The sequence below is a fragment of the Ferruginibacter sp. genome (genome assembly GCF_028288465.1).
Classification (GTDB): domain Bacteria; phylum Bacteroidota; class Bacteroidia; order Chitinophagales; family Chitinophagaceae; genus Ferruginibacter.
The window spans coordinates 281,676-299,314 of record NZ_JAQBNR010000021.1 but is presented as its reverse complement, the minus strand read 5'-3'; the positions used below and the strand labels follow the sequence as shown (position 1 = coordinate 299,314).

General features: G+C 40.4%; 15 protein-coding genes. 9 read left to right on the top strand and 6 right to left on the bottom strand.

What is annotated here, in order from left to right; genetic code table 11:
- Window positions 1-13 precede the first annotated feature (13 nt).
- The 3 genes from ppk1 to panC all read right to left on the bottom strand — a co-directional run bounded on the left by ppk1 (window position 14) and on the right by panC (window position 4,161).
- Window positions 14-2,083, bottom strand: coding sequence for a polyphosphate kinase 1 (gene ppk1, locus JWR61_RS10505; protein ID WP_301927767.1), 2,070 nt, complete (start codon window positions 2,081-2,083; stop codon window positions 14-16).
- Between the two features lie 104 nt (window positions 2,084-2,187).
- The gene (locus tag JWR61_RS10500) at window positions 2,188-3,228 is read right to left on the bottom strand and encodes a lysylphosphatidylglycerol synthase transmembrane domain-containing protein (protein ID WP_301927766.1); all 1,041 of its coding nucleotides are present in this window, start codon (window positions 3,226-3,228) and stop codon (window positions 2,188-2,190) included.
- An 87-nt stretch (window positions 3,229-3,315) separates the two neighbouring features.
- Window positions 3,316-4,161, bottom strand: coding sequence for a pantoate--beta-alanine ligase (gene panC, locus JWR61_RS10495; protein ID WP_301927765.1), 846 nt, complete (start codon window positions 4,159-4,161; stop codon window positions 3,316-3,318).
- 109 nt (window positions 4,162-4,270) lie between these two features.
- On the opposite strand from panC, the gene JWR61_RS10490 reads away from it, so the two are divergent.
- The 4 genes from JWR61_RS10490 to rlmB all read left to right on the top strand — a co-directional run bounded on the left by JWR61_RS10490 (window position 4,271) and on the right by rlmB (window position 8,845).
- Window positions 4,271-5,083: a glycogen/starch synthase gene (locus JWR61_RS10490; protein WP_290337761.1), complete on the top strand. Its 813-nt coding sequence runs from the start codon at window positions 4,271-4,273 to the stop codon at window positions 5,081-5,083.
- Between the two features lie 36 nt (window positions 5,084-5,119).
- Window positions 5,120-6,610 carry a DUF4270 family protein gene (locus tag JWR61_RS10485; RefSeq protein WP_301927764.1) on the top strand — a complete coding sequence of 497 codons (1,491 nt, stop codon included), beginning with the start codon at window positions 5,120-5,122 and terminating at the stop codon, window positions 6,608-6,610.
- A gap of 100 nt (window positions 6,611-6,710) precedes the next feature.
- Window positions 6,711-7,970 carry a methionine adenosyltransferase gene (metK, locus tag JWR61_RS10480; RefSeq protein ID WP_301927763.1) on the top strand — a complete coding sequence of 420 codons (1,260 nt, stop codon included), beginning with the start codon at window positions 6,711-6,713 and terminating at the stop codon, window positions 7,968-7,970.
- A gap of 95 nt (window positions 7,971-8,065) precedes the next feature.
- On the top strand, window positions 8,066-8,845 hold the full coding sequence (gene rlmB / locus JWR61_RS10475; RefSeq protein WP_301927762.1) for a 23S rRNA (guanosine(2251)-2'-O)-methyltransferase RlmB: 780 nt from the start codon (window positions 8,066-8,068) through the stop codon (window positions 8,843-8,845).
- Window positions 8,846-8,859: 14 nt separating this feature from the next.
- On the opposite strand, the gene rluF is transcribed toward rlmB, so the two are convergent.
- Window positions 8,860-9,591, bottom strand: a complete 732-nt coding sequence (gene rluF / locus JWR61_RS10470) for a 23S rRNA pseudouridine(2604) synthase RluF (protein ID WP_301927761.1) — start codon at window positions 9,589-9,591, stop codon at window positions 8,860-8,862.
- 219 nt (window positions 9,592-9,810) lie between these two features.
- Here rluF and JWR61_RS10465 point away from each other — a divergent pair, with 219 nt between their 5' ends.
- From JWR61_RS10465 to JWR61_RS10455, 3 genes are all read left to right on the top strand, one after another.
- Complete coding sequence (locus JWR61_RS10465; RefSeq protein ID WP_301927760.1) at window positions 9,811-10,656, top strand: DUF6089 family protein; 846 nt, start codon at window positions 9,811-9,813, stop codon at window positions 10,654-10,656.
- A gap of 69 nt (window positions 10,657-10,725) precedes the next feature.
- Window positions 10,726-12,567, top strand: coding sequence for a UbiD family decarboxylase (locus tag JWR61_RS10460; RefSeq protein ID WP_301927759.1), 1,842 nt, complete (start codon window positions 10,726-10,728; stop codon window positions 12,565-12,567).
- A gap of 14 nt (window positions 12,568-12,581) precedes the next feature.
- Window positions 12,582-13,472, top strand: a complete 891-nt coding sequence (locus tag JWR61_RS10455; RefSeq protein ID WP_301927758.1) for a TraB/GumN family protein — start codon at window positions 12,582-12,584, stop codon at window positions 13,470-13,472.
- A 166-nt stretch (window positions 13,473-13,638) separates the two neighbouring features.
- Here the strand turns inward: JWR61_RS10455 and JWR61_RS10450 are convergent, their stop codons facing one another.
- Window positions 13,639-14,055, bottom strand: coding sequence for a nucleoside-diphosphate kinase (locus JWR61_RS10450; protein ID WP_290337753.1), 417 nt, complete (start codon window positions 14,053-14,055; stop codon window positions 13,639-13,641).
- Between the two features lie 170 nt (window positions 14,056-14,225).
- Here JWR61_RS10450 and JWR61_RS10445 point away from each other — a divergent pair, with 170 nt between their 5' ends.
- Both JWR61_RS10445 and JWR61_RS10440 read left to right on the top strand, forming a co-directional pair.
- The gene (locus tag JWR61_RS10445) at window positions 14,226-15,245 is read left to right on the top strand and encodes a bifunctional oligoribonuclease/PAP phosphatase NrnA (protein ID WP_301927757.1); all 1,020 of its coding nucleotides are present in this window, start codon (window positions 14,226-14,228) and stop codon (window positions 15,243-15,245) included.
- 13 nt (window positions 15,246-15,258) lie between these two features.
- On the top strand, window positions 15,259-16,290 hold the full coding sequence (locus JWR61_RS10440) for an FKBP-type peptidyl-prolyl cis-trans isomerase (protein WP_301927756.1): 1,032 nt from the start codon (window positions 15,259-15,261) through the stop codon (window positions 16,288-16,290).
- Between the two features lie 284 nt (window positions 16,291-16,574).
- Here the strand turns inward: JWR61_RS10440 and JWR61_RS10435 are convergent, their stop codons facing one another.
- A complete protein-coding gene (locus JWR61_RS10435) occupies window positions 16,575-17,582 on the bottom strand; it encodes a YCF48-related protein (RefSeq protein ID WP_301927755.1) in 1,008 nt (335 codons plus the stop codon).
- Between the last annotated feature and the right edge of the window lie 57 nt (window positions 17,583-17,639).

Below are 17,639 nucleotides of genomic sequence, written 5' to 3'. Positions count from 1 at the left end.
GGCAGCAATGAATTTATCCTGTGGCTAATTTGCGGTAGAGGTAATTATAAATATCCACCTGGCTGCGGATTTTTTTTGTATTGCGGGGATTGATGTATTGATTGCTCAGGTCATTGTCCAGTTTGCGTGCCTTTATATTATCCGATAATTGTATCCGCAGAATGTCCTTTAGCTCCTCCTGTATTTCTTTTTCAAAGATGGGGCAGGTAACTTCAATGCGGTGATCCAGGTTACGCACCATCCAGTCTGCAGAAGAAATAAATACTTTCTCTTTTCCTCCATTATAAAAAATCATTACCCGGGCATGTTCAAGGTACTCGTCAATTATACTGATGGCATGTACGGGTTCTTTAAACTTTTTATTTTCGGTGAGCATGCAGAAAATACCTCTTACAACCATGTTGATTTCAACCCCGGCCCTGGCGGCTTCGTACAGTTTATTGATTAGTATTTCATCACTCAGCGAGTTTAATTTTAAGGTGATGGCAGCCGGCTTTTTTGATATGGCGGCTTTAATTTCCCGGTCAATTAATTGAATCAGTTGTTTGCGTAAACTAACTGGGCTTACCAGCAGTGTTTTGCATTGTTTTAAAATGCCGATCCTGGTTTTGGGTTGTTCCAGATAATGAAATATGCGGTTGAGATCAGCCATTATAAACCGGTCTGAAGTAAGCAGACAATGATCACCGTAAATCCGGGCTGTTTGTTCATTCAGGTTACAGGTGCCTACAAAACCGTAATGTACGGTGCGGCCTTTTACTATTTTCTTTATCAGGCAAATTTTAGCATGTACTTTTAAATCGGGAACGCCAATCAGCACTTTGATGCCTGCGTCTTCCAGTTCTTCTTTCCATTCCAGGTTGGCCTCTTCATCAAACCGGGCCCGTAGTTCAAGTACCGCTGTTACTGCCTTACCATTACGTACAGCGTTGGTAAGCGCATTGATGATTTTTGATCTTGCGGCCAGCCTGTAAAATGTAATCTTTATGCTTTTTACATCCGGATCAATTGCAGCTTCCCTCAGCAGGTCAGTCAGGCTGTCAAAAGAATGATAGGGAAAAGTCAGCAGTACATCCCTTTGTAAAATAACATCTGTAACGCGGTTAACGTTTTTCAACACCGGATGTAAGAACGGTTTTTTCCTGGTACTTTTTTGTTTAAAAACGGACTCCGGGAAATTGATAAAATCTTTAAAATTATGAATGCGGCCTCCCGGTATCAAATTATCTTTTCCCGTTAAGCCCAATCTTTTGATCAGGTAAGTCAGTAAAGAAGCATCAATGTCTTTATCAAAAATAAAACGGACAGGTTTTCCTTTTTTTCTGTTCTTTAAAGCCTTTTCCAGTTTTTGAATTACGGAAGTTTCAATGTCATTGTCAATGTCAATTTCAGCATCCCTGGTAACCTTGATTATATGAGCTGAGAAAACATCATAGCCGAAATAAGAAAAGATATAGGGTAAACAAAACCGGATCACATCTTCCAGCAGTATAATGGTGTGTTCATTTTGTTTGGAGGGTAAAATTACAAAACGGCTTAAACGCCTTGCTGGTACGGATACAAGTGCATACCGCTGGGGGATGCTGTTATTTTTGGCCGACATTTTACACGCGAGGTAAATGGATTTGTCACTTAGCGTGGGAAAGGCCTGGATGCTTTCAATCATCAACGGTACGATATTACTTCTTATTTCGTCATTGAAATAGTCGGTAATAAATTGCTTTTGTACCCGGTTTAATTGCGTTTCATTAATCAGGAATATTTTTTCTTTTTTTAGTTCCCGCAAAATTTCATTCCATACCCTGTCAAACTCTTTTTGCTGTTGCACCACTTTTTCCTGGATTTCACGCAATATCGATTGAGGAGCTTCTTCCAGGTGCATGTTACCGGCTTGCCCCACTTCTATCATTCTTTTTAAGGTGGCCACTCTTACCCGGAAAAACTCATCGAGGTTATTGGAAAAGATGCCAAGAAATTTGATTCTTTCCCGCAGTGGTACGGTTTCATCTGCAGCTTCCTGAAGTACACGGCTGTTGAAAGACAGCCAGCTGATATCCCGAATAATTACTTTCTGTTTAAGCAAAACGAATTCAATTTATATTTAAAAGCGGTGAAATTAAATGGATTGATCTCAATAAAATTAAATGCTGTTGTTAACTTTTTATCAACTTTTAATGAGCATACCAATTATATTATAGTGGCAGACGAAGTATTGGCAGCAGGAGTGGATTGTTTTTTTCGGTGTGTAAAAAACAATGCACCAAGACAAATCAGTCCAAAAAATAAAACAATAAAAGTAGTTGTGCCCCACATCAGCCAGCCAAATGCTTCACCGGTGGAATGGTCGATATTATATAAGTTCAAGACCAGGAAAACTGCCGCCGGAAAAGTGCCAATGCCACCTGGTGTAACAATCATTGCCAGTGTAGCCAGCGTTAACACAGCACAGGCCGCATCCAAGCCCAGGTGCGACACGTCCTTGAGTGCAGAAAATCCAAGGTAAATTTGCAGCAGGTACATAGTCCAGATGAACAGGGTGTGCAATAAAAATAGCCTTCTTTTTTTTAATTTTCTTATGCTGGCAATACCCTCCCTTAATCCTTGTATAAAGTTGTTGATCCGCCGCAGCAGCGTTGCCGGCGCAAATTTTCTGAACAAAAAGCGGAGGAGCAAAAAAGCTGCAATAATAACCGCAATTGCAATTGCGGCCTTTAACCATAGTGGAATGCCGCTGTTGCTGCTCACCATCTCTGCTATTTCCTGTCGTACAAAACCGCCTACCAATTTGTACTGTATTAACACTGTAAATATGATAAAAATCAGATAACATAAAAAATCAAAAATACGTTCTATTACAATGGTACCAATTAGTTTTTGTACGGGTATTTTTTCATATTTACCCAGTAGCGTGCATTTTAAAATTTCCCCCAAACGTGGCACAAATGAGTTGGCAAGATAACCCACCATGGTTACACTAAACGTATTGAAAAGAGAAGGGGTATAGCCCAGCGGTTCAAGCAAAATTTTCCACCTCAGCGATCGGCTGATGTGGCTGGCCAGGGCGAAAATAATGACGGGAACAAGTATACGGTAATCTGCATCTGCCAGTGCATATTTAAATTTCGCCGTTTGATCCGGCGTCATATTATGAAACTGCCACCATATCAAAAAAATGCCACCTCCCAAAAAGAAAATATATTGTAATACCAAGGCAGTTTTCTTTCGCATATAGACCTAAAATTACAAAGTAAAAAACAAACGTTTCACAATACTAAAAAACGATGTTGTCAGCGGAATGTTTTTATGGCCCTATAATTAATTTAGTATCAAGTTATCAATCAGTCTTACTTCATTTAAAAATGCAGCTACCAATACCACTATCTGCTCTTTTCCATCCCAGCTTTCCTGCAACCGCAATGTAAAGGCATCGGCTATAGCCACATAATCAACTCTAAATCCTTTTGCAGTCAGCTGCCGGACAGCTTTTTGTTGAAGCAGATTTAAATTCCCCGGTTGTATGTTATTTTTTACATACTGCATTGTTTCAAATATTGCTGTAGCTGTTATTTTATCCGCATCACTCAACCGTTTATTACGACTACTCATTGCCAGGCCGGAGCTTTCTCTTTGTGTAGGGCAAATGATAATGTCCAGCCTGGGGAAAAATGTCGCAGCCATTTTCCTGATTACCATGCATTGCTGAAAATCCTTTTGCCCTAAAAATAATTTGTCCGGCGTAATAATTTCCAATAACCGGTATACCACCTGGCAAACGCCTTGAAAATGCCCCGGCCTGAATTCTCCTTCAAGTATCGTTTCAATAAATCCGAGCTCAAAATGGAGACTTGTTTGAAAACCTTCGGGATACATTTCGGCTACCGCAGGCAAAAACAAAACATCGCATCCTGCTTTTTCCAGCAGGTAAATATCCGACTCTATGGTGACGGGGTACTTCTCAAAATCTTTAGGATCGTTGAACTGGGTCGGATTTACGAATATGCTGCAAACTACGACACCTGTTTCCTTTTTTGCGGCTTTGATGAGCGAAATGTGCCCATCGTGCAATGCACCCATAGTTGGTACAAAGCCAGTTGACTTTTGCTTCGCATTATCTTTTGCCAAAAATTGTTGAACGTCTGTAATCTTTTTTACTATGATCATATTTGCTTTTATTGAGCTTCAAATCTACGTTGAGATTGATTTTAATAAAATTATCTTAACTTTGCGTCCCTTTATGGAAATCCTTCTGTTTTAATCTAATCAATCACAAATGTCAACAAAAAAACGAATTTTATTCATTGCCAATGAAATGTCTCCCTACGTTGAACTTACAGAGTTTGCGGAGATCATTAATAAACTGGCAGTAAAGGCAAACGACAGCGGCATGGAAGTAAGGTGCATTATGCCACGTTTTGGAATTATCAATGAAAGAAGACACCGTTTGCATGAAGTAGTTCGTTTATCAGGTATTAATGTTTCAATAGATGGAGATGATTATCCACTGGTGATTAAAGTAGCTTCGCTTCCCAATGCAAGATTGCAGGTTTATTTTTTAGATAACGAGGATTTTTTTAAACGTAAAACAGTTTTTACCGACGAAAACGAAAAGTGGTATGATGACAATGGATTAAGAACAGCACTCTTTTGTAAAGGGGCTCTTGAAACGGTGAAAAAATTTGGCTGGCCTCCGGATATTATTCATTGCAGTGGCTGGATGACAGGATTGATACCTATGTTTATAAAAGCAGCTTACAAAAAAGAACCTGTATTCAGTAATTGCAAAGTAGTGTACACAATTGGCCAAACAACATTCAAGGAAAAGTTGGGTGCTGATTTTTTAAAGCTCATCACAATCAATGATAACGTTACCAAAAAGGAACTTGAATATTTTAAGGATATTAATAATGTTGCGATGTTCAGGGGCGGTGCCGCATTTGCAGATGCTGTTACTTTTGGGGCAGAAAAAGTGGATAAAAAATTAGTAGAAGAATTCAGCAAAATAAAAGGCAAAAAAACATTGCCTTATAATGCGGAAAGTGATTTAACAGACTATTTACAATTATATAACGACCTTGCCAAATAGGGATAAGACCCAGCCCATTCATTAAATATTGTTTTTGTGCAAAGAAAATTTTTACGTTTATTTTTAGCTATTGGAGTTGTTTCCCTTGTTTCATGGAGTTGTACAAAGATAGATACCACCAAGGTTGGTCAGGATCTTATACCAGCTGTTGACAATGTGCATACTTTTGCTGATACCCTTTCTGTTATTGCTACCCAGGGAATATTATCCCCTGACAGTACAAGAGTTTCCATTGGCGATGTGCATGTATTGGGAAGTATTACCAGCGATCCGCTTTTTGGCAAAACCGACGCCAGGATATATATTGAGCTTAAACCCCGCTTTTTCCCATATTATTTCGGCAACAGTAAAGATACCATAGGTCAACCTTTTGCGCCTGCAGGTACAGGTTTTGATTCGGTTGTACTTTGCCTTTCCTACAAAGGCTTTTATGGCGATTCAACCAGGCCACAGCATTTGCGGGTATTTGAGATGAGTGATGCAGAAACCAATTTCAAACCCGACACTGCCTATCAAATCAACTATCAGCCGGCTGTTACCCCTTCCAATTTATTGGGAGAAATTACAGTTATTCCGGCCAACCTGGCAAATTATACTTTTTTAGACAATCATAAAGATTCGGTTAATTACCAGGTAAGGATTCCATTGAATTCATCTTTTTTGGCCAAGATTCTTGCCAACAGCGATTCAACTACTGGCAAAACGTTTAATTCCGACTCACTATTTAAAACTGTGTTCAAGGGTTTTGCTATACAAACTGATGCAAGTTCAGATAACAACGGGCTATTTTATATCAGTCTTACGGATGCCGCTACAAGGCTCGAAATTCATTACCGCAGAAAGAACGGATTGCCAATCGACACGGCGCATTCTTCATGGAGTGTTGTATCTTTAAGTACAGGCGTATCCAATTCTGCTACTGCCAATTATGTCAACAGAAACAGGGAAGGTTCTCAATATGAAAATCCTGCCTCGAATGAAATATTTATCCAGGCAACGCCTGGAACTTATGCTAACCTGGTGATTCCGGGCCTGGACACTTTTAAAAACAGTATCATACACCGTGCAGAACTGGTGATGGAGGAAATTCCTTCTCTGGCAACAGCTCTCTCTGCGCCATCATTTTTGTACGTGGATAGAATTGATACCGGGGCATGGAATTACAAGCCGTTGCCGTATGACCTGAATCCATCAACGTTTTATAATCCTAACACAAGCGCACAACCTTTTTATCCAACGGGAGGAATTGACTACGCCTATTTCGGCGGAAATCAGCTCAAAAAAATTGATCAGCTTACCGGCTTGCAGATGAACTATTATGTATTTAACATTAGTCGTTATGTGCAGGGTATAGTAACCAAGAAAGAAAAGAATTACAGCTTGCGGGTGTCGGCGCCATACGATTTATTGTATTATGGTTACAAGCTGCCTTTCAGCAACCGCCTGGCTTATGGCGGCATAAAACTAGGCAGTGGAAATAATCCGAATTACAGAATGCGGCTGCGGATTGTATATTCAAAAATTTAAAAAAGTAATTCAACTACTCATTCAGGGCCTCCATAAAATTTGGGAGGCTTTGTTGTTTACAACTACACACTTATCTTTGCAACTCAAAATTTAAAACTATATGCCTTATTTGTTTACATCAGAGTCCGTAAGTGAAGGACATCCGGATAAAGTGGCTGATCAAATCAGCGATGCTTTAATTGATAATTTCTTAGCGTTTGATCCTAACAGTAAAGTAGCTTGCGAAACTTTGGTAACCACCGGCCAGGTAATATTGGCGGGAGAAGTAAAAAGTAGGGCCTATCTTGATGTACAGGAAATTGCACGTGGCGTTATCCGCAAAATAGGATATACCAAAAGTGAGTACATGTTCGAGGCCAATTCATGTGGTATACTTTCTGCCATCCACGAACAATCTGCAGATATTAACCAGGGGGTAGACAGGCAAAAGAAAGAAGAACAAGGTGCTGGTGACCAGGGGATGATGTTTGGATATGCTACCAACGAAACAGAGAACTATATGCCACTGGCATTGGACCTGGCGCATTTTATTTTATTGGAATTGGCTGCAGTGCGCAGGGAAAATACAGCAATTAAATACTTGCGTCCGGATGCAAAAAGCCAGGTTACACTGGAGTATGATGATAACAATCAACCTATACGTATTGATGCCATTGTAGTATCAACACAGCATGATGATTTTGGCAAAGATGAAACCATGCTGGCAAGAATAAAAAAAGACATCATCAATATTGTGATACCAAGGGTAAGAGCAAAATACCCCAAGTACGATCACCTGTTTACCAATAAAATTAAATACCACATCAACCCAACAGGTAAGTTTGTAATTGGCGGTCCGCATGGCGATACGGGATTAACAGGTCGTAAAATTATTGTAGATACATACGGAGGGAAAGGGGCACATGGCGGTGGTGCTTTTAGTGGCAAAGATCCCAGCAAGGTGGATAGAAGTGCGGCTTATGCCACAAGACATATTGCTAAAAACCTCGTAGCTGCAGGGCTTTGCGACGAAGTGCTGGTTCAGGTAAGTTATGCAATTGGTGTAGCTCAGCCAACCAGCATCAATGTAGTTACTTATGGTACTGCAAAAGTAAACTTAACCGATGGTGAAATTGCGAAAAAGATAATGGAAATGCCATGTTTTGATATGCGCCCTTATTTTATTGAACAGCGTTTAAAATTGCGTAACCCTATGTACAGCGAAACTGCAGCATACGGTCACATGGGGCGTAAAAACGAGGTGGTGGAAAAAATATTTAGTTCTCCGGATGGTAAAACAGTGAAGAAGAAGGTAGAATTATTTACCTGGGAAAAACTGGATGCAGTAAAAGATGTGAAAAAAGTTTTTGGATTAAAATAAGATCTGCCAATCCATAAAAAAATGCTTTAACGAACCATAAGTTTTTAAAACTTATGGTTTTTTTATCCCTGTTCAATAACACTTAATTTTGCATTGTGAAAAATTTCAGACAACAGCAGCATCGTCCTAAAAAAAATACATTGGTCATTGGCCGGGAAGCGGTCATTGATGCCATGAAATCGGGTAAACAACTGGAACGCATTTACCTGCAAAGTACCGTGCATGGAACAGTGATTGAGGAGATAAGACAACTAGCTGAAAAGAATTTGGTACCCATTAATAAAGTGCCGGTTGAAAAATTAAATGGCTTCAACGTCAGCAACCATGAAGGTTGTATAGCAGTGATCAGTAAAATTCAGTATCAAAATCTGCAGGACATTATTTCGTTTATTGTTGAGCAGGGAGAAGTGCCGTTGTTTTTAATACTGGATGGAATAACCGATATTCGTAACATCGGTGCCATTGCAAGAAGCGCCTTTTGTTTTGGTGTTAATGGTATCATTATACCGGATAAAGGTGTTGGAGCTTTAAATGAAGATGCCATATTAACCTCGGCGGGCGCATTGGAAAAAATACCTGTCTGCCGCGTCAACAGCCTGATGAAAACGGTGGATGAATTACATTTAAATGGCATAAAAGTTTTTGCCAGCGAAATGACGGCCACAAAAAAGGTATTCGAGCTTGATTTAAGCGAGCCCTGCGCTATCGTAATGGGAGGAGAAGAGCATGGTGTTTATCAGCCATTATTAAAAATATGCGACGAACAATTTCAGATCCCTATGTTGACCGATTTTGATTCGTTGAATGTATCTGTCGCTACCGGTATCATTTTGTATGAGGTAATGAAGCAAAGGGTACTACCAGCAAAGGTATAGTTGCAAGGCATGTTTTATTCAAAGTAAGATCCGTCTTCAGTTTTAACAGACGATGAAACATTTGCTTCAATTGTTTTTATTTCTTCGGCTGTGAAATAGCGCCACTTGCCAACAGGTAACCCTGCCAGTGTAATGTTCATGATACGGACCCGTTTGAGTGTTTCAACATGATATCCCAGTACCTCGCACATCCTTCTGATCTGGCGGTTAAGCCCCTGCACAAGTATAATCCGGAAGCGGTTTTTCCCTTCTTGTTTTACAATACATTTTTTTGTTACCGTGTCTAAAATTTTTACCCCGTTGCCCATCTTGTGAATAAATTCATTGTTGATGGGTTTATCAACGGTGACTACATATTCTTTTTCGTGATTGTTGCCAGCCCTTAAAATTTTATTGACGATATCGCCATCATTGGTTAAAAATATTAAGCCCTCCGATGGCTTGTCCAATCTCCCTACCGGGAATATCCTGGTTTTATAGTTGATAAAGGAAATAATGTTGTGCTTGTCTTTAAGATCGGTGGTGCAGGTAATGCCAACTGGTTTATTAAAAACGATGTACACAATTTTATCTTTCTTTTTTATCGGTTCTCCATCTATTTCCACTACATCGCCCGGCATTACCCGGTTACCTTTTACGGCAATATTATCGTTGATCGTAACCCTTGCCTGTTCAATGTATTTGTCAGCTTCCCGCCTGGAACAAAAACCTGTTTCACTGATGTATTTATTTAAACTTTTATCCATTGTGCACTTCAGAATTAATATAATAAAGATAGGTAACTGGCGTTTCAATCCTGTAAAAGCGCAGTTTTATTCCCATGGCGATAGTACGGCAGATAAATATTTTTTTAATTAAGTGATTACTATCCTTTAAGAAATTGTTTTATGTATTTTGTAAACATAAATTTAAAACACAATGGGAATGATTGTTGCAATGGATGTATCCTTTAATTTACCATCGCTATGAAAAGATTCTTTTTTTGCCTGACATTTTTGGGGACTATTTTTTTTACACGGGCGCAACGCATACTTGTTACGGGTTTTGCAGGTATGAGTAATTACCAGGGGGATCTGCAAGATAAAAGATTTACTTTTGATCAGGCACATTTGGCCGGTGGTTTGGGTGTGGCTTACGAATTAACAGATCAGCTATTCATAACAGCCGGGTTCAAAATGGGTAAAATAAGTGGCGATGATAAAAAAGCCAACAAGAATGCCACGCGTAACCTTAATTTTTCTTCTCCTTTAAGTGAAATACAACTCGGGCTTGAGTACGACTTGATCAGTCTGAAGGTCCAGGATTTAACACCCTATGTCTTTGCCGGTGTTGCGGGTTTCCATTTTAATCCATACACATTTGACTCGCTTGGACGGAAGGCTTACCTGCAGCCCCTGGGTACAGAAGGACAGGGATTTTACAATGGCCGTAAAAAATACAATCTCACAGGGGTATCAATTCCATGTGGCGCAGGTCTCAGGATGGCATTGAATCAACAGGTAAGAGTTGGTTTTGAAATTGGCCTTAGAAAAACCTTTACCGACTATCTTGATGATGTTAGCACAACCTATGCTGACAAATCACAACTATTACTCAATAATGGTCCCCGCGCTGTGGAGCTGGCTTTCAGGGCCGATGAGTTAAAGCCTGCGTTTAGTTATCCTGCAGCAGGCACCATCCGCGGAAACCCCGCAAGTAAAGACTGGTATTACTTTGCTGGTTTTACAATCAGCGTCAGAATAAATGGAGGCGAAGGTTCAAGCTTGAACGGTGGAAAATCAAGAACAGGCTGCCCTGTAAATGTTTACTGATAGTTTTATGTTCTCTTACCAACCAATTGATGGTTTTTGTGTTTTACTTTTACACTGAAACCTAACCGCATGGCATATCAATCTTTAGAAGCTTGTTTACTAGACCTGGAAGCAAACAGGCAATTGGTGCGTATTAAAGAAGAAGTAGACCCTTATCTTGAAATGGCGGCTATACACTTACGGGTACATGAAGCAGGCGGACCGGCTTTGCTGTTCGAAAATGTAAAAGGCAGCAAGTTCAGGGCTGCATCAAATATCTTCGGCACTTTGCAAAGAAGTAAATTTATTTTCCGGGATACCTTGTTGCTGGTTCAGCAATTGATTGAATTAAAGAATGATCCGGTAAAAGCCATCAAACATCCTATCCGCAATTTTTCTGCAGGTGTGGCCGCATTAAAAGCACTGCCATTGAAAAATCCTGTTGTTAAGCCTGCTTTGTTTCAGCAAATAAAAATAGAAGACATTCCACAGGTGCATCACTGGCCCATGGACGGAGGCGCATTTGTAACGCTGCCACAGGTGTATACAGAAGATGTTGACCAACCAGGAATCATGCATGCCAACTTAGGCATGTACCGCATCCAGCTTTCCGGAAACAACTATGAGATGAATAAAGAAATTGGTTTGCATTACCAGTTGCACCGCGGTATAGGTGTTCATCAAACAAAGGCAGATAAAAAAGGGGTACCACTTAAAGTGAGCATTTTTGCAGGCGGCCCTCCGGCACATAGCGTAGCAGCAGTGATGCCGCTTCCGGAAGGAATAAGTGAGATGACTTTTGCCGGCGTGTTGGGTGGCCGGCGTTTCCGGTATACTTATGTAGATAACTTTTGTATAAGTACCGATGCCGATTTTGTTATTACGGGCGAAGTTCATGCCGGTGAAAATAAACCGGAAGGACCTTTTGGTGATCACCTGGGTTATTATAGTCTGCGGCACAATTTTCCATTGATGAAGGTGCATAAAGTATTTGCGAAAAAAAACGCCATCTGGCCGTTTACAGTGGTAGGCAGGCCACCGCAGGAAGATACCAGTTTCGGGCAACTGATACATGAAATTGCAGGGAGCGCTTTACAGGCTGAAATACCCGGATTGAAGGAGGTGCATGCAGTGGATGCAGCCGGCGTACATCCGTTACTGCTGGCAATTGGCAGCGAACGATACACACCTTATGCACCGGCCAAACAGCCTGCAGAGATATTAACCATCGCCAATCATATTTTGGGTACAGGACAGTTAAGTCTTGCCAAATTTTTATTTATTACTGCAGATGACGCCAACAAACTTACTACTGGTAATATTCAATTGTACCTGCAGTTTATTTTACAACGCATCAATCTTTTAAGAGATGTGCATTTTTATACCAATACCACAATCGATACACTTGATTATTCCGGAACTTCCCTAAATACCGGCAGTAAAGTGCTGTTGGCTGCTTACGGAGAAATTATCAGAGAGCTGGCAACAGAAATACCATCCTGTTTACAACACCTGCAATATTTTGAACGGCCATCACTGGTAATGCCCGGTGTAATAGCCTTACAGGCAAGGCCCTTTGAAAATTACCGGGCAGCTGCAAAAGAAATGGAAATATTAAATACCCTTTTGCAGGGAAGCATTGATGTGCTGCAAACAGTACCTGTGTTGGTCATCTGTGATGATGCAGCGTTCATTAGCGAACAACTTAATAATTTTTTATGGATTGCATTTACGCGTTGTAATCCATCCCATGATTTATATGGTATCAACAGCTGCACCATTAATAAACACTGGGGATGCAGCGGACCGCTTGTATTTGATGCCCGTATAAAGCCACACCATGCACCGCCTGTTATTAAGGATGCAGCAACTGAAAAGAAGATTGACAAATTGTTTAACAAGGGGGGAAGCCTGTATGGTGTTTTATCCTGATAAATTGGAAGTGCATGAAATATATACAAACGCTTTTACTGATAAGTCTGTTTTATTCCTGCAATGCACAGCCTGCGCTGCCTAAGCTACTCATTAATAAAGACAATAACAGTTTGTTATGGCAGGTGAGCGGCAACGGGTTGCAGCAGCCATCTTATATTTTTGGTACTTTTCACCTGATGTGTAAAAATGATATCCATTTCAGCAACCAGTTAGCTACCGCTGTTAAACGGGCTGACAAAGTGTATATGGAAATGGATATGGACGATCCGGCTACATTACTCGGTGGCTTTACACTGATGACAATGAAAGATGGAAAAACGCTGGAGCAATTGTACAACGATACGGAGTATAAAAGAGTGAGGCAGTTTTTTTTAGATTCGCTTAAAACATCCTTGTCTTTTGTAGCAAGAATGAAACCTTTCTTCCTGGAAGCTTTACTTTATCCTAAAATGATGCCCTGTAAAACAATTTCAGGTGTAGAGGAAGAACTGGTGAGACTGGCTAAAACCAACAAAAAGGAAATCAGGGGATTGGAGACAATGGAGTTCCAGGCTGCTGTTTTTGATAGTATTCCCTACGAAGAGCAGGCAAAAGAATTATTAAAATCCATCGACAGCATGGAATCGAACAGAAAGTCTTTTGACACGATGATGCAGGTTTATAAAAACCAGCAATTAAATGAAATGGAAAACCTGTTTTCAAAAAGTGAATCGGGTATGGAAAGCCACCAAGATTTATTGTTAAACAACCGCAATAAAAACTGGGTAACGCAGTTAAAAGACATCATGAAAAAAAATCCTGTTTTTGTAGCTGTGGGAGCAGGGCATTTGGTTGGCGAAAAAGGATTGATCGCTTTATTGCGCAAAGAAGGCTACACGGTACAACCGCTCCAAAACCGTTAATGTCAGCAGGTTTTAATGTAATAGTTGATACCAGCATTATTAATAGAAAGTTGATATAAAATAAATGCCTGCGTTTAAAGACGCAGGCATTTATTTTATATACCCTGTGAAGATAACATTGCCAGAAAAATACTAACAATTACACAAGGCTGATTGCCGGAAAAAATTAAAACTGTTCCAGCTTACTGAAAAAGAAGTCTCCTTCTACCAGGGCGTTTGCATCGCTGTCACTTCCGTGCACGGCATTTTCGCCAATGGAAGCGGCATACAATTTCCGGATGGTTCCTTCATCTGCCTGGGCAGGATTGGTTGCACCGATCAGTTTTCTGAAATCCTCTACTGCATTGTCTTTTTCCAATATGGCTGCAGCAATTGGGCCACTGCTCATAAATTCCACGAGTTCTCCATAAAAAGGTCTTTCCCTGTGTACTGAATAAAATTCGCCAGCTTTTTGGGCAGAAAGATGGAGCATCTTTAATGCTACAATCTTAAAGCCTGCGCCGTTTATCTGTGCTAAAATTGCCCCGGTATGGCCCTTCCTAGTTGCATCCGGTTTAATCATCGTAAATGTTCTGTTACCCATAGTTTCTTTTTGAGGCGCAAAGATAAACCGTTTTTGTGTCAGAGTAGAAAATTCATGTTAAAATAAACCTGTATTGCTGGCCAAAAAAGTTAGTAAAATGGTAAACCAGCTTATCCGCATAAAACAGAAAACGGAAAACTAAAAACTTTCAGTTACTTTTGCGCCGCTTTATGCAGTCACTCCAACAAATATTTTCTTTATTGCTGCAGCCAAGAAAGGTTGTAATAACTACTCATCAGAAACCGGATGGCGATGCCATGGGGTCTTCTTTGGGTTTATACCATTTTCTTTTGCAGTTTGGTCATACTATTACGGTTATATCTCCTACCAACTGGGCCAGTTTTTTAAACTGGATGCCCGGCACAAAACTCGTGCTGGATTACGAAAGACAAACAGAAGAAGCAGACAGGGCAATTGATGCCGCAGACTGGATATTCTGTCTTGATTTTAATACCTTAAACCGCACGAAGCGGATGGAGGAAAAATTAGCCAATGCGGCTGCGCAAAGAATTCTGATAGATCACCACCAGGAACCGCAGGCAGATAAATTTGCCTATGGCGAAAGTGATACCAGCAAAAGCAGCACCTGTGAAATGGTCTACGATTTTATTATGGCCAGCGGGCATGAAGATAAAATCAGTCCAGCGGTATCAGAATGCCTGTATGCCGGTGTAATGACAGATACGGGCTCATTTCGTTTTCCCGCAACCTCCGCTAATGTACATAGAATGGTGGCCACGCTGAAGGATAAAGGCTTAGATCACGGCCCTATACACGAGGCTTTATATGATAATTTCCTGGAAGCCCGTTTCCGTTTTTTAGGCAATGTGTTGCTGAACCGGATGGAAATCTTTTACGAATACAATACAGCGCTGATTGCCATCCCGCAGGCCGATTTAATTAAATACAATATTAAGACCGGCGATACAGAAGGATTGGTAAACTATCCGCTGAGTATACAGGGAATTAAATTAGCCGCAATCATCATCGATCGCGGTGAAGAACGCAAAAGTTCTTTCAGAAGCAAGGGTGGCTTTGACGTAAATACCTTTGCCCGTAAATATTTTAATGGTGGCGGTCACTTTAATGCAGCAGGTGGACAAAATAAAGAAACACTGGAAGAAGTAGTGGCTAAATTTATTACAGCCATGAAAGAAAATAAAGATCAATTAAGCAATTATCAATTTTAAACACAAAAAAAACATGAAGCAATTTTTTTATCTACTGGCCGTATCATCTGCACTGCTGGCCGGTTGTAACGGGGGCGGGTCTTTTAAAAAAGGCGAAAAAGGGATGGAGTACAAAATCGTCTCTGAGGGTACCGGCAACAAATTACAAAACGGAAACTTTTTTGAAATTCAATATGTGCAAACATATAAAGATGCCGGTGCTTCAAAAGATACTGTCCTGATGGATTCCAGAAAAACTGCCAATCCAATTCAAATAATGGATTCTGCAAGTATGCCGGGTAGTTATTACAAAATATTTAACCAGCTGAAAAAAGGGGATAGTGTTATTGTAAAACAATCTGTAGACAGTTTGATGTCAGGCGGTCAAAATTTTCCTCCGTTTATTAAAAAAGGTGGTAGCCTCATTGCTTACTATAAAATTGTAAGTATTTATACTACTAAGGAAGCAGCGGATAGTGCTAATAAATTGCAAATGGAAATGGCCAGAACTAAGGATTCATTAAATGCACTGGTACAGTTAAAAAAAGATGACAAAACACTTGCAGATTATTTGGCTTCTAAAAATATTAAGGCACAAAAGTCACCCAAAGGTGTTTATGTAGAAATTTTGCAGGAAGGTACCGGCGAAAAAGTAACAGATTCAGTTGGTGTTAAAATGAAGTATACTGGTAAAAGCCTGGAAGGTAAACCATTCGACAGCAATGTTGATTCTCAGTTTCACCATACAGAACTATTGTCGGTTTTGATGTCAGCTCCAAGGGTTATCCCTGGTTGGGTTGAAGGTTTAAAGATGCTTTCAAAAGGGACAAAAGCCCGTTTTTATATTCCTTCGTCACTAGGTTATGGTGAACAGGGCAGAGCTCCGCAAATTGCACCCAATGAGAACTTAGTTTTTGATGTGGAAGTGGTTGACGTTACCAGCCAGAAGCAGGCACAGGCCGAGGAAATGGCACAACAGCAGAAAGCTATGGAACAGCAAATGCAAATGCAACAAATGCAGCAAAAAATGAGGAGCCAGCAACAGCAGCCGCCCGCTAACAAATAATTAATCTTGTATTACAAAAAGCCGTTCCATTGGAGCGGCTTTTTGTATGTAATAAAGCCTCATTGCTGTCAGGCATTATTGTGTTTTTAGGATTAGAATACACTAGTAACATATCTTTCCAATGAAAATGTTTTCTTCGCTGGCATCAATATGCGTGGGTATTATTGTTTTGCCTTTTATGTATCAGGTTCACACGGTCATATTCGCTTTAGACCTGGTATGGCAGAAGACTGGATATCTGGTGGTATAATACCGTTGTGTTTTTCAATACGGATTAGTTGAATTTAGTTCGACAACTTGCCAATACGACCGCCGCTGCCTGCAAGAAATACGGCATTTCCTTTCTTTGCTTTGCGGCATACATGAAAGCCTTCTTTGCTGATCAATTGCCAGTTGTTGCCTTCATCATTACTGACGTCAACGCCTGTCAGCCCGCAACTAAGCCAGGTATTTTTATCAATGTATTCTACACAGCTTCGGTAACCATGTGGCGGTGTTGCTGGGGAAGTAAATGTTTTACCACCATCAGTTGTAATGCAGCAATTTTGTGTAGTATCTTCTTTGGCCATAAAATCGCCGCCTACAATTATAAACGTGTGGTTATTTTTTATGGCGATGGAATTGGCGCCGGTGCTGTTTTTACCCTGCATAATAGGGAGATCAATTTTATTATCCCTGATGAACAGTCTGCTTTTTGTACCGCCTGAAATAAACACGGCTTCCTGTTTACTTAGCTTTCTTACATTGGTACCGCTACTGGCAAAAAATGCTTCCCCACTATCCGTCACAGGGTAATTTTGTGGCGGCAATTCCTGCCATTTTTTTCCGCCATCAAAAGTGCGGGCAATAAAAACTTTATTTTCAATGGGGTCGCCAATTACGATCCCGCTTTGTTCATTCCAGAATTCCATAGCATCTAAAAACATGCCTTTTGTTTTATTTTCATATACCGTTTGCCAACTGTCACCGCCGTCTGAAGTACGCAGAATATAGGCGGGTTCAGCAATTGCCATGATGACGGCTGTCTTCGCATCGAAAGCTTCAATATCCCTGAAATCGGCCTTCTCAAAACCTTTTACCTGCATCATTTTCCAGGTTGCACCGCCATCTGTTGATTTTCCTACCGTGCCGCCACTGCCGCTTATCCATACCACTTTGTCGCTTACCACACTAAGTCCGCGGATGGAGGCTGTTGTACCGCTGTTTAATAGTTGAATCGTTTGAGCGTTCGCGTTAGTAAAGCCGTTCAGCAATGCCATGGCGTAAAAAAATATTTTTGTTTTGAAATACATGGGAGGTTATTTTATTTTCAAATGTAGCAAATCAGTGGAGTATTCATTGTGATAAAA